A 15,358-nucleotide genomic window follows, 5' to 3' on the forward strand; every position below is an offset into this window, starting at 1 on the left:
ATTCTGTTTATCATGGAAATACCAAAACGACTAGAAAATGCACTGATTAAGCTTTACAATGCTTTTCATAACGATGAATTGAACCCTGAATGTTGTTCGGCATGCGCAGTAGGGAATATTTTAGACAATCATGATAGTTGGAAACATCTATCGGACAAACACGGTTCTTTAGAACTAAGTTATGTAGGTAGAGTACATCAAAACTTAGGACGCAAGTTTAATGGCTATACTCCGTTAGAATTATTAAAAATTGAAAAGACTTTTTTAGATGCCTGCGGATTTAAGACTCCTCTTTGCCATTATAATATGAAACCAGATAATTCTACTGATAAGGAAATGCTATTTAATGCACTTAGTGAGGTAGTAGCTTTATTATGCTCTTTCGAGAATATTGCTAATGTGATGGATTATTCAAAAATATTTGAATATGAAGAAAATTCTCCTGTATATAAATTCGATGCTATTTTTTAGCAAGTTTATTTAGACTTGACATAAACTCTTTTTTACAACTAAAACATTTGAATTTTTTCTTATTGAAAAACACTATTTTTTCAATAAAACTTCTTCTTTTTCTCTTTACGAAAGTCGATTGGCAATTTGGACAATACATTTTATCTGTTTTTTATACAATTTAAAACTTATTTCAGCTCAATTCTCATCTTTCTTTTAATTGGTGCATTTTAATATATAAATGGTTGTTTTTTCGTTATTTATATCAATTTTGAAACAATAAACACGACTTTTTAATAATTGGAAAATAAATATATTCTGACTTACACTCAAAGCATTTATACTTTTCGCTTAGCATAAAAACTCTATTAATCACTTTTCTTTTTTTAACTTTAATTTTAGAATTACAATTCGGACAGCACATAATTTCTATTTTAATACATAACAGATATAAAAGTATTTACCCTAATATTTTTACCCAAAATAACTTTAACCAATAAATTCATGGATATAAGTTTCTGAAATAAAAAAACCGACACAAAATTGTATCGGTTTTTAAATTATTAGTTTCTCTAAAGATTTTATCCTCCAAAGTCATCAAAACGAATGTTCTCGTCTGGAATACCAAAATCTTCTCCCATTTTTTGTACAGCTTTGTTCATTAATGGTGGTCCACAGAAGTATAATTCAATATCTTCAGGAGCATCATGCTTACTTAAATATTGTTCAATTACACAGTTATGAACGAATCCAACAAACCCATCTCCTTCTGCATCAATATCTTCTTTAACTTTCCAGTTATCTTCCTCTAATGGCTCAGATAAAGCAATATGGAACTTGAAGTTAGGGAATTCTTTCTCTAATGCCCAGAAGTGCTCTAAATAGAATAATTCACGCTTAGAACGACCTCCGTACCAATATGATACTTTACGACCCGTCTTTAATGTTTTGAATAAGTGATATAAGTGAGAACGCATTGGTGCCATACCAGCTCCACCTCCTACATATAACATTTCTGCTTCAGATTCGTTGATGAAGAATTCTCCATAAGGTCCAGAAATAGTTACTTTATCTCCTACTTTTCTTGAGAATACATAAGACGATGCAACCCCTGGATTAACATCCATCCATCCATTTTTAGCTCTATCCCATGGCGGAGTAGCAATACGAACGTTTAACATAATTTCACGTCCTTCTGCTGGATAAGAAGCCATCGAATAAGCTCTTTCTACTAATTCGTCGTTCTTCATTACTAATGGCCATAATCCGAACTTGTCCCATTCTACTTGGAATTTATCTGGAGTTTCATGCTCTTCAGGGTGCGCAGTGATATCCATATCTTTGAACTTGATTTCACAAGGTGGAATTTCAATTTGAATATATCCTCCTGCTTTATAGTCCATATCTTCTGGAATCTCAACTACAAATTCCTTAATGAATGAAGCTACGTTATAATTACGTACAACTGTTGCTTCCCATTTCTTAATTCCAAAAATTTCTTCTGGAATCGAAATGTCCATATCTTGTTTTACCTTAACCTGACATGCTAAACGAATACCATGTGCTAATTCTTTACGAGTAAAGTGTGGTGTTTCTGTTGGTAAAGCTTCACCTCCACCAGAATTTACGTGACATTCACATTGAATACAAGATCCACCTCCACCACATGCCGATGGTAAAAAGATCTTTTCGTTACCTAAAGTAGTTAATAAAGTACTACCTGAAGCAACTTCAATAGTTTTATCACCATTAATGGTAATTTTTACTGGTCCTGACGGAGCCAATTTTTCTTTTACAAATAATAGTAAGGCTACTAATACCAAGATTACCGCTAAAAACGCTAATACCGTGATTAGTACCGTACCACCTGTGCTTGCTTCTAAAAACATATTATTCTGTAATTTCTTTAGTGTTAGTAGCTAATTCTTTTGTAGACTCTTTTACCTCTTCTTTCTTCACTTCTACCTCAACTTGAGCTTTTGGAGTCTCTTCTTTTTTACTTGCATCATCACCACCAGTTAACATTCCACCGAAACTCATAAATCCGATAGCCATTAAACCAGTAATAATAAATGTAATTCCTAAACCTCTTAATGCAGGTGGCACTTGAGAATAACGAATCTTCTCACGAATAGCAGCAATTGCTAAAATTGCTAAGAACCATCCGATACCAGAGCCTATACCATATACAAATGATTGGCTTAAGGTTGGAATTTCACGAGATTGCATGAATAAAGACCCTCCTAAAATTGCACAGTTTACTGCAATAAGTGGTAAGAAAATACCTAAAGAGTTATATAATGCTGGAGCAAATTTTTCAACAATTATTTCTACTAATTGTACCATGGTAGCAATTGTTGCAATAAACATGATAAATGATAAGAAACTTAAATCGTAATCTGCGTATTCTTCACCTAACCAAGATAAAGCTCCTGCTTTTAATATATATTGATCTAATAACCAGTTTACAGGTACTGTTACTGCTAGTACGAAAATAACCGCAGCTCCCATACCTACCGATGTAGATACTTTTTTAGAGATAGCAAGGTAAGAACACATTCCTAAGAATGTAGCGAATACCATGTTATCTATAAATATCGATTTGAAAAATAATTCTAATAATTCCATTTTTCTATTTTTTAATGAGATTCTAAAACTAGTTCAGAATGACACTATGTGCCTAGTCCTCGATTAATGCTTTGTTTCTACTACGTTGTACCCAAATAATAATACCTACTACGATTAACGCCATTGGAGGCATAATCATAAATCCATTATTCTCGTAACCGAATGCATATAATCCTGTTTTCTCAACAGAGTCACCTAATACTGGGAAACCAAATAAAGTTCCAGATCCTAATAACTCTCTAAAGAATGCTACGATTATTAAAATTACACCGTATCCTAATGCGTTACCTACACCATCTAAGAACGATTTCCATGGCCCATTACCTAAAGCAAATGCTTCAAAACGTCCCATAATAATACAGTTGGTAATAATAAGACCAATAAAAGCTCCTAATGTTTTACTTAATTCATAAGCAAAGGCTTTTAATACTTGATCTACAATAATTACTAATGTTGCAACAACAATTAACTGAACAATAATTCTAATTTTAGAAGGAATAATATTTCTCATTAAAGAAATAACCACGTTACCTGCTCCTAAAACAAACAATACAGAAATTGCCATTACAACTGCAGCTTTAAGCTCTGCTGTAATTGCTAATGCTGAACAGATACCTAATACCTGAATGGTAATTGGGTTATTATCTGCTAATGGATCTTTAATTAATCCTGCGTCTTTCTTTGATAAAAGTCCCATAATTATTTTAATGTTTTAAAGTAAGGCACGTATTGTCTTAACTCAGACTTAATCATTGCAGACACACCGTCTCCAGTAATTGTAGCCCCAGCAATAGCGTCAACCTCGTTATCTTTTTTGTCTTCGTTCTTTGGGTCGTTATTTCCCTTTGCTACTCTGATTCCAGCAAAAACTCCATCTTTCATTAAATCTTCACCAGCAAAATCATCCATAAAATAACGTTGTTTAATATTTGAACCTAAACCAGCAGTTTCACCGGCATGGTCAAAATAAACTCCTTGAACAACCATATTTTTATCCATAGCTACATAACCCCAAATAGCATCCCATAAACCTTTACCTCTAATTGGAGCGATGTAAAATGTTTTCCCATCTTTTTCTCCAACAAATAAAGGAAGCTTACGAGTTTTACCATCTTTAGCTAAAGTTTGTTGCTTTTTAATATCAATTAAATAAGCTTTAGCATCTTCAGAAACATTTGTTCCTTCAATAACTAATTGCTTCTTAATGTATTTTGCAAACTCCTCTGCTACTTTATCTTTAGCAACAAATGCAACGCTTGTTTCATCGTTATCGTTTACGCCCATAGCGTATAAAATATTTTGTTGCTTTTCTATACGTTTGTTAGCGTCTATCGTAGGTCTTAATGATGATGCTGTGAAAGCTAATAAAGCACCTACTACTAGTACCATTCCTATTGCGAATACTACCGTATATACATTACTATCTGTCTTCTTACTCATAATTAGGCAGTTTTAGCTTTTAAACGTTTTAATCTTCTTTTTACATTTCCTTGAACCACATAGTGATCGATTGTTGGAGCAAATACATTCATTAATAAGATTGCTAACATTACTCCTTCTGGATATGCTGGGTTGAATACACGAATCATAATTGAAATAAAACCAATTAAGAATCCGTAAATCCATTTACCTTTATTCGTTTGAGAAGCTGTTACAGGATCAGTAGCCATGTACACAGCACCAAATGCAAAACCTCCAATTAATAAATGTTTCCAGAAATCTAAACTCATTAATCCGTAGAACTTACTAGTTTCTCCAATAACTCCAGCGTCAACAACTAAGTTAAAGATGTACCCCATTGCTAAAGCTCCGATTACTGAAGACAACATGATTCTCCAACTACCAATCTTAGTGAAGATTAAGAATAATGCTCCTAATAAGATTAATAATGTTGACGTTTCTCCTACTGAACCTGGAATAAATCCGAAGAACATATCAGAAACTGAATAACTTAATGGTTGTGATTGTGCTAAACTACCTAATACAGTTTCTCCTGAAATAGCGTCTGCACTTCCAGCTCTTTCTACTGCATCGTACACCCATACTTTATCTCCCGACATCCAAGTTGGATATGCAAAGAATAAAAATGCACGAATTGTTAATGCCGGATTTAAAATATTCATTCCTGTACCACCAAATACTTCTTTACCAATTACTACACCGAATGCTACAGCTACTGCTAACATCCATAATGGTAAATCTACTGGTACGATTAACGGAACTAACATTCCTGTTACTAAGTAACCTTCTTCTACTTCGTGTCCTTTAATTACTGCGAAGATGAATTCAATTACTAATCCTACTACATATGATACAATTACTAATGGTAAAATTTTCTTTAAACCAATTAAGAAATTGTCCATATTCCAGAAGTCTCCACTAAAGAAAGACATTCCTTCTGTAAATCCATTGATTGCAGCGTTGTGTTGGTAACCTGCATTAAACATTCCGAATAGTAAACACGGAACTAATGCCATAATTACGATATTCATCGTACGCTTTAAATCGTCTGCTGCCTTAATATGAGTTCCTCCATGAGTAATCTCATTAGGCAAATATAAAAAGGTGTGGATTGCGTTAAACGCAGGTGCCATCTTAGTACCTTTATATTTCTCTTTTAAATTATGTAAATTTTGTTTTAAGCCCATGTCTTATCCTAATTCTGAACGCATTAAATCTAATCCTTCACGAATGATTTTTTGATGCGGCTGTTTTGATACACAAATAAATTCTGTTAATGCAAAATCTTCTGGTGCAATTTCATAAGCTCCTAACCCTTCCATTTCGTCTAGGTCTTTGTACATACAAGCTTTTAATAATTGCATTGGGTAAATATCTAACGGGAATACTTCCTCATACGAACCAGTTACAACGAATGCTCTGTGCTCTCCGTTGGTATTTGTATTTAAATCGTATTTTTTCTTCGGATTTAACCAAGAGAACGTAAATGCTCTCGATGTAGATATTTTATTAAAGATTGGCTTGTTCCATCCGAAGAATTCGTAATCGTTTCCTTCTGGAATAGCAGTTACTTGATTATCATAATAACCTAAGAAACCGTCTTCACCAACTTGCTCTCCGCTTAAAACATTACCACTAATAACACGAGCGTTATCTCCTTCTAAATTACCTTTAGTAACATCAAAAAGTTGAGCTCCTGCTAATGCAGTAACATATTGTGGCTTGCTAAATTTAGATCCTGTTAATGCAACAGTTCTAGTAGCATTAAACTTACCTGTTAACAATAACTCGCCAATCACCACTAAATCTTGTGGAGTAACTACCCATACAACTTCTCCTTTATTAATAGGATCGATTTGTGCAATTTGAGTACTTACATTACCCACTGGGTGAGGACCAGAAACCTTGTGCAACTCAACTCCTTTAACATCTTTAAACGGAGATAATGTTGCATCTTTTGCTATTGAAACATGAACTTTACCTTCTGTTAACTTTGTTAACGCAGTTAAAGCAGTTTGCAATTCAGCTTCTTTACCTTTTAACGTGTAATCGTAATCTGCAGCTAATGGTGCACTTGCATAAGCAGATACAAAAATTGCTTTTGGCGCTTGGTTAGGGTTTGCAACAATATCATACGGACGTTGCTTAACAAATGGCCAACAACCTGAAGCAAACAAGTGATTTTTCACTTCTTCACCAGACATTGCATCTACATCTACCTTACCAAAATCTTTGTATTCTTGCTTACCATCGGCAGCAATTTTAATAGCTAAAACTTTTCTACGAGCTCCACGAACCACCTCAGTAACTTTCCCACTCACAGGACTAGGAAATAAAATACGTTCATCACTTTTATCATAAAAAAGTGCTTCACCTGCTTTTACTTCTGCTCCTTCTCTTGCTAAAAGTTTTGGGGTTATGCCGTGAAAATCATCTGGCTTAATCGCAAAAACACTACCTAATGGAAGATCGGTAGTTACCTGTTCTGCTTCGCCAACGAGCTTTATATCAAGCCCTTTCTTTATACGGATGTCTTTTGACATAGTAACTAATAATTTGATTTTCTTAAAAAACACGCAAATTTACAGATTTTGAAAACTTTGGGTAAGTTTTTGGTTTTTTATCTTTTCGAATACTCTTTATTTATATTTATTCTAAATTACACCTTAACCACATTTGGTGCTATTTTTGATTTAAGTATATTTGAGCGCACAACTTTTGGAAAAGATTTTTAAATTGAAAAAGTACATTAAACAAATTATAAAAGAAATTATACCTGTAATTCTTGGTATTTTAATTGCATTGTTTATAAATAATTGGAATGAAGAAAGGAAAGATAAAGCCTATGTCACCAAGGCTTACTTATCAATAAAAAAAGATTTAACAGAAACAAATAAAAAAATTAAAGAAAATTTCAAAAAACAACAAATACTTCTTGACACAGTTAACAAATATATTAATGATGATAAACTAACACTTTTAGAAGTAATGGTTAAAGCAAATGGACTTAACTTTCCTTCTATTAAAACAAATTCTTGGAAAGCACTTTCAAACTCAAAAATAGAATTATTAGATTACAAGAAAGTTATTCTACTATCAAATATAGATGACGGAAAAGAACTTTTAGATAAAAAAGTTCAGTACATACTTAATTTCACTTATAATAATGTCAAAAAAACAGAAAAAGAAAAGAAAGAGCTATTAAAACTATACTTACGTGAAATAATAGTAACTGAAAAAGGTTTACAAGAAGAAATTGAAAAAATCATCAATGAATAAAACATATTTATTTCTCTTTTTCCTTATAGCTTTTAATGTTTCTCATTCACAAAACATTAAAACCATCCAGCTCAGACCTCTTTTAAACAATAAGCAATATGCGGCTATTGTTCCTTTAGGTACTATTTTACAACTTTCGTTTGACGATTTGGATGCGGATAATAAAGATTATCAATACAAAATTGAGCATATGACTTATGATTGGAAAACTAGTAACTTAGCCACCAATCAATACATAGAAGGGTTTGAACAAAATGAAATTTTGAATTTTGAAAATTCTTTCAACACCTTACAACCTTACACACATTACTCGGTTAACATCCCCAATCAAAACACCATTATTACTAAAAGCGGAAATTATTTAATTTCTGTATTAAATGAAGATGACGAAGTTATTTTTTCAAGACGATGTGTATTTTACGAAGACATGACAACAGTTGGTGTCGCTGTCTATAGAAGTAGAAATACACAAACATTTAACGAACAACAAACGGTTCAGTTTTCTGTAAACTATCCTAATTTCAATATTGTAAATCCAGCACAAGAAATAAAGGTTACATTATTTCAAAATAACGATTGGAATACCGCCATAAATAATCTTCAACCGCAATTTTTCAATCCGAACAGATTGATTTATAATTACACTCTGAAAACCAACTTTTGGGGAGGAAATGAATTTTTAAATTTCGATAATAAATTTATCCGAAACACAAGTGTAGGAGTTGCTAGGACTGAACGTAAAGATATTTACCACAACTATCTTTACACCGATACTCCAAGAGCCGACAGACCTTACACCTACAATCCAGATATTAATGGTCAGTTTATTATAAGAACTCTAGAAGGTATAAATGCAAACACTGAAGCTGACTATGCTATGATGCATTTTTCATTAGATGCTTTTGAGCCTTACGAAGACAAAAACGTATATATTTTTGGTGCTTTTAACAATTTTGAATTGAATGAAGAAAACCTAATGACTTACAATTCAAAAAAACGAATGTACGAAGCCAGCATTTTATTAAAACAAGGCTTTTACAACTATGGTTTTGTAACTGTTGATAAAAATAATAATGTTAATCTTCATGAGATAGACGGCTCTTTCTTTCAAACTGAAAACGAGTACACTGTAATTGTTTATTACAAACCTTTTGGTGGTTTATACGACAGAGTTATTGGAGTTGGAAACGGTTTTTTCAATCAAAATCGTTAAGATTACTACTTACTTCTTGTAATAAAACATAAAAACCTTTATTTTTAGGGTAATGTTTCAACAAATTACTAAAGGCATAAAGGTTTCTGTAAAAACAGTTTTCAATGGAGCTGTTTATCGAGGGCATCAACAAAATTTTGCTTTTAGCTACTTTATTTCTATTGAAAACAAATCTAAAGATACTGTACAATTATTAGAACGTTTTTGGGTAATTCACGACTCTCTTAATGATGTAGAATATGTAGAAGGCGAAGGTGTTGTAGGACAAACTCCTACTTTAAATCCAAACGACCAATACAACTACAAGTCTAACTGTTTATTACTTTCTCAAATAGGGGCCATGTCGGGGCATTATAAAATGGTTAATTTAAATACTTCTGAAGAATTTTTAGTAACCATACCTACTTTTCAACTAACAACTACGCCTACTTTAAACTAATGCTTAAAAAGAACAAAGTAGTAATTATAAAAGAACCTAATTGCTTAAATTGTGGATATCCTTTTAACGGTCAAGAAAAATTCTGTCCAGATTGTGGACAAAAAAACAAAAAAGCAAAAATTACGTTTAAAAGCTTTTTAGCCGAAGTTTTTAATGGTTTTATTTCTTGGGATGCTAAATTTTGGAAAACTATAGTCCCTTTATTAATTTCTCCAGGAAAAGTATCGAAAGACTATATAGAAGGGAAAAGAGTTCGCTACACTAATCCGTTCCGATTTTATCTTACCGTTTCAATTTTATTCTTTTTAGTACTTGGTTTTATAAACACATACCAAAATTTCACTGACCTAAATAAAGATGAAGCTACAGTAACCACACCTAGCCAAATTAATTTTTCTGACCCCACTAAAAATTTAACAAAAAAGGAGTTAGATTCTATTAATACCACAATAAAAACTCAACTTAGCAAAGAACTTAAAAATGTAGATTCTACAACAAAAAAGCAGATTCTAAATTTAGTTCCAGACCTAGATTCTACAGCAATTAAAGAAGCTGGAAAAAGAAACCTTAATATTAATTTTGGAACCAGAATATCCAGAATGAAGAAGTTTCAATATAAGAACCCTCAACTACCAATTCAAACAGCTCTTGATAGTTTAAAAATTGAAAAAACTTTTTTTAATAAGTTCTTATACACTAGAGTAAATGTTATAAATTCTTGGGAAACTTCTAATGGAAAAGAGTTTTTTAAACAACTAATATCATATGCTTCTGTTTCGTTATTTGTATTACTCCCTATTTTCACGTTATTTATAAAATTTGTATACATAAGGAGAAAATTTACATATGTAGAACACTTAGTTTTTGTTTTTCATACACAAACAGTATTCTTTATTTTACTTATTTTATTTTTAATAATTTACTCTATAAATCATAACTCAGATGCTTGGTTAGTATTTACAGGAGCATTTTTAATCTATCTTTTTCTAGCCATGAAAAAGTTTTACCGACAGGGTTATATAAAAACTTTTATTAAATACTCTTTTGTAAACTTTGTTTTTGTAATACTTGCTGCCATAGGAGTTGCAATTATATCGTTTACAGCATTTATACTATCATAAACAAATTTAAGAGTTAATAAAATCCAAATACTGTAAAGATACTTTATCTTCTTTTTTATAGACAGAAGTAACGCTTACTGTCTCTACATAAGATCGTTTCATTTTTAAAGAAATTTCAGGATTCCCTTTGGTTTCATCTTGGTGGAAATCTACTATTTTTTCCTGCGGAAGAAAACTTGGATTCTCTTTTACCCAGCCTGCAAACCACTCTCTACGAAGTTGCTTCATCTCTTCATCATACAACGTAGATGATGACCATATTTTGGGCTCACTTCCTAATTTTTGGAAGTGTTTTTGTTCACCATCCCACACTAACTCATAGGCATTTAGTCCTTTTCCCCAATCAACTAACACAATTGTAAAAGGCTCTATTCCATCAAAATCAAAAGATTCAATTACCTCAACAGGGTTATTTACTTTTAATAATTCTTTTACTATAACTCCCCTACTCATTCTATAATTCTCAGCTCTTTGATGTTTAGTAAAGCCTCCATTTAATAAACAAATCAATCTGTTTTTTTCAGACAAACCAATCCAAGTACCTCCTGCTAACTCATCTTTAGGATAAGTTAATTTCACACCGTCTTCATCATAAGTTTTGGGAGCTATTGTTTTTCTCTTCGGATCTTCATCTCTGTTAGAAGTCAATATAAAATCGTTATTTTCTAAAGGTAAATAAGTTACCGTACACATATCGTATCTTTTTTGGTAAGTTAAGACGTAAAAACTACCTAGTAATTACTAAAAATAAGTGTTAACTTTGCGCCTCAAATCAATCTAAGATTGTTTGATTAAAGTAACACACATTAATCTTTGCAAATTAATAGTATTAGATTGTGTTTTTTACTTTTTAATTGAAAAAAATAACTTTTTAAACAAACAACATACAAAATGGCAAGAGGATTTTTTAATGTTCCGAAAGCAGTAAACGAACCTGTAAAAGGATACGCTCCTGGCTCTCCAGAAAGAGAAGAATTATTAGCTACTTACAAATCAATGTTTAACAGTAACATTGATGTACCTATGCATATTAACGGTAAAGAAGTTAGAACTGGAAATACCAGAAATATTACTCCTCCACATGACCATAAACATGTAGTTGGACAATACCATACTGCTGATAAAGCTCACGTAGAAAAAGCAATTGAAACTGCATTAGCTGCAAGAGAAGCTTGGTCTTCTGTTTCTTGGATGGAACGTGCTTCAATCTTCTTAAAAGCTGCTGAATTATTAGCAGGTCCTTACCGTGCTAAAATGAATGCTGCAACGATGATTGCACAATCTAAAAACGTACACCAAGCAGAAATTGATGCTGCTTGTGAAATGATAGATTTCTTCCGTTTTAATGTACAATACATGACGGATATCTTTAAAGATCAGCCAGAATCTGCTCCTGGAATTTGGAACAGAGTTGAGTACAGACCATTAGAAGGTTTTGTATACGCAATTACTCCATTTAACTTTACTTCGATTGCTGCTAACTTACCAGCTGCGGCTGCATTAATGGGGAACGTAGTAGTATGGAAACCATCTGACCACCAAGCATATTCTGCACAAGTAATTGTAGATTTATTTAAAGAAGCTGGTTTACCTGACGGTGTAATTAATGTTGTATATGGTGATCCAGTAATGATTACTGATACTGCATTATCTTCTCCTGATTTCTCTGGATTACACTTTACAGGATCTACACATGTTTTCAAACATTTATGGAAACAAATCGGTATGAATATTGAAACCTATAAAACATATCCAAGAATTGTAGGTGAAACTGGAGGTAAAGATTTTATATGGGCACACAATTCAGCAAATCCATTACAAGTTGCTACAGCAATTACAAGAGGTGCTTTTGAATACCAAGGACAAAAATGTTCTGCGGCTTCTCGTGCTTATATTTCTGCTTCAATGTGGGCAGATGTTAAAAAGCATTTAGAAGCGCAAACTTCTGAATTAAAAATGGGATCACCAGAAGATCCATCAAACTTTGTCAATGCAGTAATTCACGAAGGTTCTTTCGATAAGATTGCTAGCTATATTGATGCTGCTAAAGCAGATGCTGATGCAGAAGTTATTATTGGTGGTAACCACGATAAATCGAAAGGTTATTTTATTGAGCCAACAGTAATTCTTGCAAAGTCTCCAACATACGCAACAATGACTACTGAATTATTCGGACCTGTAATTACAATTTACATTTACGAAGATGCAGAGTGGGAAGCTTCTTTAAAATTAGTTGACGAATCTACTGAGTATGCATTAACTGGTGCTATTTTCTCAACTGACAGATATATCGTAGAAAAGGCATCAAAAGCATTAGAAAATGCTGCTGGTAATTTCTACATCAACGATAAGCCAACGGGTGCAGTTGTAGGACAACAACCATTTGGTGGGGCTAGAGCTTCTGGAACAAATGATAAAGCAGGTTCTGCTCAAAACTTATTACGTTGGACTTCTGTTCGATTAATTAAAGAAACTTTTGTTTCTCCAGAAAGTTATAAATATCCTTTCTTAGGATAGAAAATTTTATTCTGAATTAGTTTCAGAATTTTATAATAATTTAAAAAGCAACCTTATCAGGTTGCTTTTTTGTTGATTCTTAAACCACATACAGTCATTTAAATAAATTTTCACTTTCTAAATTAAACCTTTTAAAAATTTCAATGTCTATAGTACTAAACAAAAACTTTTTAGACATGAACAACTTAAAATCAATTTTAATCCTTCTTATAAGTATTATCTTCTTTTCTTGTGGTGAAGATGATAATATACCAGAACCCAAAGTAGTTGCCGATTTCGAAACAGAAGTCCTTTTAGGTGAGAACCAAGCCATTGTTACTATAAAGAATCTATCTCAAAATGCCACTTCTTACGAATGGTCATTTCCAGATGGAACTTCAGATAATACAACCGAAGAAAACCCTACTGTATCTTATATAAAAAACGGAACATATTCTATCACTTTAGTTTCTTCTAATGGAATATCAACAGATACTAAAACAGTAGAAATTACTATAGATAACATTCCTGATAACGGTCATACACCTTACCGTTATCTTGAAAATGATGGAATATTTATGTATTATGAAACAGATAATGAAGAAGTTTATAGAAGTTTAATTCCAGACGAGTTTGAAATGCCAAGTAGAATGGTTGTCTTTGCTTTCTTTAATGACTTTTATAAATTAGATTACGGAGCTACCCCTTATAAAGAAAATGCGCTATCTATACTTGTTAAATATCAAGGAGAAGAGTTTTTTCATTGTGTTTACATGCCTGTAACTGACGAACACTCGATGTGGGCAGGTATACTTGGATTAGGTTTACCAAAAACTATCGGAGAAGTTAATTTTACTAGAGACAATCCTATTTACTATGGAGATGCAAAAAATCAGTTAGACGGAACTATGGATATGAGTATTAATACTGAAAACTTTACCATAGATAATGATATAAAACAAGAAATGATTAATTTACAACTATTAAAATCTTTACAAATTAGAAACGGTAATATCGTTGTAGTTGGGAATACTGGCGGGAATTCGAATAGCGTTATTCAAACTGCTGAACAAGTTCCTAATAGAATAACATTAAAGTTTGGAGAAGCTACAATAACTACAAATACAGATGCTATTTCTTTTAATCATCCATTAGATTTAACTCCATCTCGTGTTATTGGTGGTTTCTACCTAAAAAATACAATTCCTTTTGGTTTAACTGGAAATCAATTTTAAAATGAAAAACACAACTATAATTACAGGGTTAACAGTAATCTTATTTACATGTTCTTCAATTGCTGGTTTTGCCCAAAAACAGAACAACAAACGATTTACTCCTGATAAGGTTCTTAGATTTTTAGATAGGAATAAAGATCAAAAAATCAGCAAACAAGAAGCTGATAGAGCAAAAAAATTAGCTCAAAACTTTATTTATCTTGACACAAATAACGATGGTTTTCTTACGCTAGATGAGTTAAAAAGATCTAATTCATCTAATAAATATACATACTTAGAAAACGACGGTATATTTATGTATTACGAAACCAAAGAGAAAGAAACTTATCGTAAACTTTTACCTGAAGAGTTTGATATGCCCAATCGTTTATTGGTTTATACATTTATAAGTGATTTTTATAAAATGAAAGGACAAACTCAACCTTATAAAGAAGCATCTATTTTTCTTTTAGGAAAGTATAACGGTGAAGAAATTTGGCATTGTATATATATGCCAGTTACAAGCGAAGAATCAATGAGAATGGGAGTTATCCGCTTAGGACTTCCTAAGACTATGGGAGAAATTGAGTTCTCTCGTTCTAAAACGACATATAACGCCACAGTTACAGATGGAAACAACAATACAATGTCGTTAAGTATAAACACAAAAGATTATTCATTTAACAACAACGAAGAGAAAGAACTTAAAGAACTGTCTTTAATTCCAAAAATGAATATTCTTCGTGGAAAAGTAATTAAGATGAGTAAAACGAATAATGGCAACGGAAGCAGCAAAAGTATTTTAGACATTGCTAAAGTAGTGCCAGATCGTATAACTCTTAAAGAAGGTCAAGGAAAAGTTACATTTAATATTTCTACTGAACAAAAAGATAGTAACACTGTAAGCCCTTTAGAGTTAAAACCATCTAGAATCATTGGAGCTTATTATATGCACAATACAATTCCTTTTGGTTTAACAGGTAGTGCATTTTAAAAAACTTCTAGTATAAAACAGTAAAAAAAGAACTAAATCTAAGGTTTAGTTCTTTTTTTATCT

15 protein-coding genes are annotated in these 15,358 nt (G+C 32.1%); 8 read left to right on the forward strand and 7 right to left on the reverse strand.

The window, feature by feature from the left end; all coding sequences use genetic code 11:
• Positions 1–12: 12 nt before the first annotated feature.
• Complete coding sequence (locus tag WH52_RS03605; protein WP_086029883.1) at positions 13–471, forward strand: Na(+)-translocating NADH-quinone reductase subunit F; 459 nt, start codon at positions 13–15, stop codon at positions 469–471.
• A 560-nt stretch (positions 472–1,031) separates the two neighbouring features.
• Here WH52_RS03605 and nqrF read toward each other — a convergent pair.
• From nqrF to WH52_RS03635, 6 genes are read right to left on the reverse strand one after another with little or no spacing between them, the layout of a single operon-like run.
• Positions 1,032–2,339, reverse strand: coding sequence for an NADH:ubiquinone reductase (Na(+)-transporting) subunit F (nqrF, locus tag WH52_RS03610; protein ID WP_086029569.1), 1,308 nt, complete (start codon positions 2,337–2,339; stop codon positions 1,032–1,034).
• A 1-nt stretch (position 2,340) separates the two neighbouring features.
• A complete protein-coding gene (nqrE, locus tag WH52_RS03615) occupies positions 2,341–3,078 on the reverse strand; it encodes an NADH:ubiquinone reductase (Na(+)-transporting) subunit E (protein ID WP_086029570.1) in 738 nt (245 codons plus the stop codon).
• Positions 3,079–3,130: 52 nt separating this feature from the next.
• Positions 3,131–3,775, reverse strand: coding sequence for an NADH:ubiquinone reductase (Na(+)-transporting) subunit D (locus tag WH52_RS03620; protein WP_086029571.1), 645 nt, complete (start codon positions 3,773–3,775; stop codon positions 3,131–3,133).
• A 2-nt stretch (positions 3,776–3,777) separates the two neighbouring features.
• Positions 3,778–4,518 (reverse strand): Na(+)-translocating NADH-quinone reductase subunit C, encoded by a 741-nt coding sequence (locus tag WH52_RS03625; protein ID WP_086029572.1) that lies wholly within the window; start codon positions 4,516–4,518, stop codon positions 3,778–3,780.
• Between the two features lie 2 nt (positions 4,519–4,520).
• Entirely contained in the window at positions 4,521–5,726 is a 1,206-nt protein-coding gene (locus WH52_RS03630) for an NADH:ubiquinone reductase (Na(+)-transporting) subunit B (RefSeq protein ID WP_086029573.1), read from the reverse strand.
• A 3-nt stretch (positions 5,727–5,729) separates the two neighbouring features.
• Complete coding sequence (locus WH52_RS03635; protein ID WP_086029574.1) at positions 5,730–7,082, reverse strand: Na(+)-translocating NADH-quinone reductase subunit A; 1,353 nt, start codon at positions 7,080–7,082, stop codon at positions 5,730–5,732.
• 193 nt (positions 7,083–7,275) lie between these two features.
• On the opposite strand from WH52_RS03635, the gene WH52_RS03640 reads away from it, so the two are divergent.
• The 4 genes from WH52_RS03640 to WH52_RS03655 are packed head-to-tail and all read left to right on the forward strand — an operon-like array spanning position 7,276 to position 10,591.
• On the forward strand, positions 7,276–7,818 hold the full coding sequence (locus WH52_RS03640; RefSeq protein WP_086029884.1) for a hypothetical protein: 543 nt from the start codon (positions 7,276–7,278) through the stop codon (positions 7,816–7,818).
• Positions 7,811–9,031: a type IX secretion system plug protein gene (locus tag WH52_RS03645; protein WP_086029575.1), complete on the forward strand. Its 1,221-nt coding sequence runs from the start codon at positions 7,811–7,813 to the stop codon at positions 9,029–9,031. Before WH52_RS03640 ends, WH52_RS03645 begins: the two co-directional genes overlap by 8 nt.
• 52 nt (positions 9,032–9,083) lie before the next feature.
• The gene (gene apaG, locus WH52_RS03650; protein ID WP_086029576.1) at positions 9,084–9,470 is read left to right on the forward strand and encodes a Co2+/Mg2+ efflux protein ApaG; all 387 of its coding nucleotides are present in this window, start codon (positions 9,084–9,086) and stop codon (positions 9,468–9,470) included.
• Positions 9,470–10,591, forward strand: a complete 1,122-nt coding sequence (locus WH52_RS03655) for a DUF3667 domain-containing protein (protein ID WP_086029577.1) — start codon at positions 9,470–9,472, stop codon at positions 10,589–10,591. The genes apaG and WH52_RS03655 overlap by 1 nt, the downstream gene beginning before the upstream one ends.
• A 6-nt stretch (positions 10,592–10,597) precedes the next feature.
• Here the strand turns inward: WH52_RS03655 and WH52_RS03660 are convergent, their stop codons facing one another.
• Positions 10,598–11,284 carry an NRDE family protein gene (locus WH52_RS03660; RefSeq protein WP_086029578.1) on the reverse strand — a complete coding sequence of 229 codons (687 nt, stop codon included), beginning with the start codon at positions 11,282–11,284 and terminating at the stop codon, positions 10,598–10,600.
• Between the two features lie 198 nt (positions 11,285–11,482).
• Between WH52_RS03660 and pruA the strand changes: the two genes are divergently transcribed.
• From pruA to WH52_RS03675, 3 genes are all read left to right on the forward strand, one after another.
• Complete coding sequence (gene pruA / locus WH52_RS03665) at positions 11,483–13,108, forward strand: L-glutamate gamma-semialdehyde dehydrogenase (RefSeq protein WP_086029579.1); 1,626 nt, start codon at positions 11,483–11,485, stop codon at positions 13,106–13,108.
• A 143-nt stretch (positions 13,109–13,251) separates the two neighbouring features.
• On the forward strand, positions 13,252–14,322 hold the full coding sequence (locus WH52_RS03670) for an acetoacetate decarboxylase family protein (RefSeq protein WP_086029580.1): 1,071 nt from the start codon (positions 13,252–13,254) through the stop codon (positions 14,320–14,322).
• 1 nt (position 14,323) lies between these two features.
• Positions 14,324–15,295: an acetoacetate decarboxylase family protein gene (locus tag WH52_RS03675; protein WP_086029581.1), complete on the forward strand. Its 972-nt coding sequence runs from the start codon at positions 14,324–14,326 to the stop codon at positions 15,293–15,295.
• Positions 15,296–15,358: the final 63 nt, after the last annotated feature.

Origin of the sequence: Tenacibaculum holothuriorum (assembly GCF_002120225.1) — a bacterium.
Classification (GTDB): Bacteria; Bacteroidota; Bacteroidia; order Flavobacteriales; family Flavobacteriaceae; genus Polaribacter; species Polaribacter holothuriorum.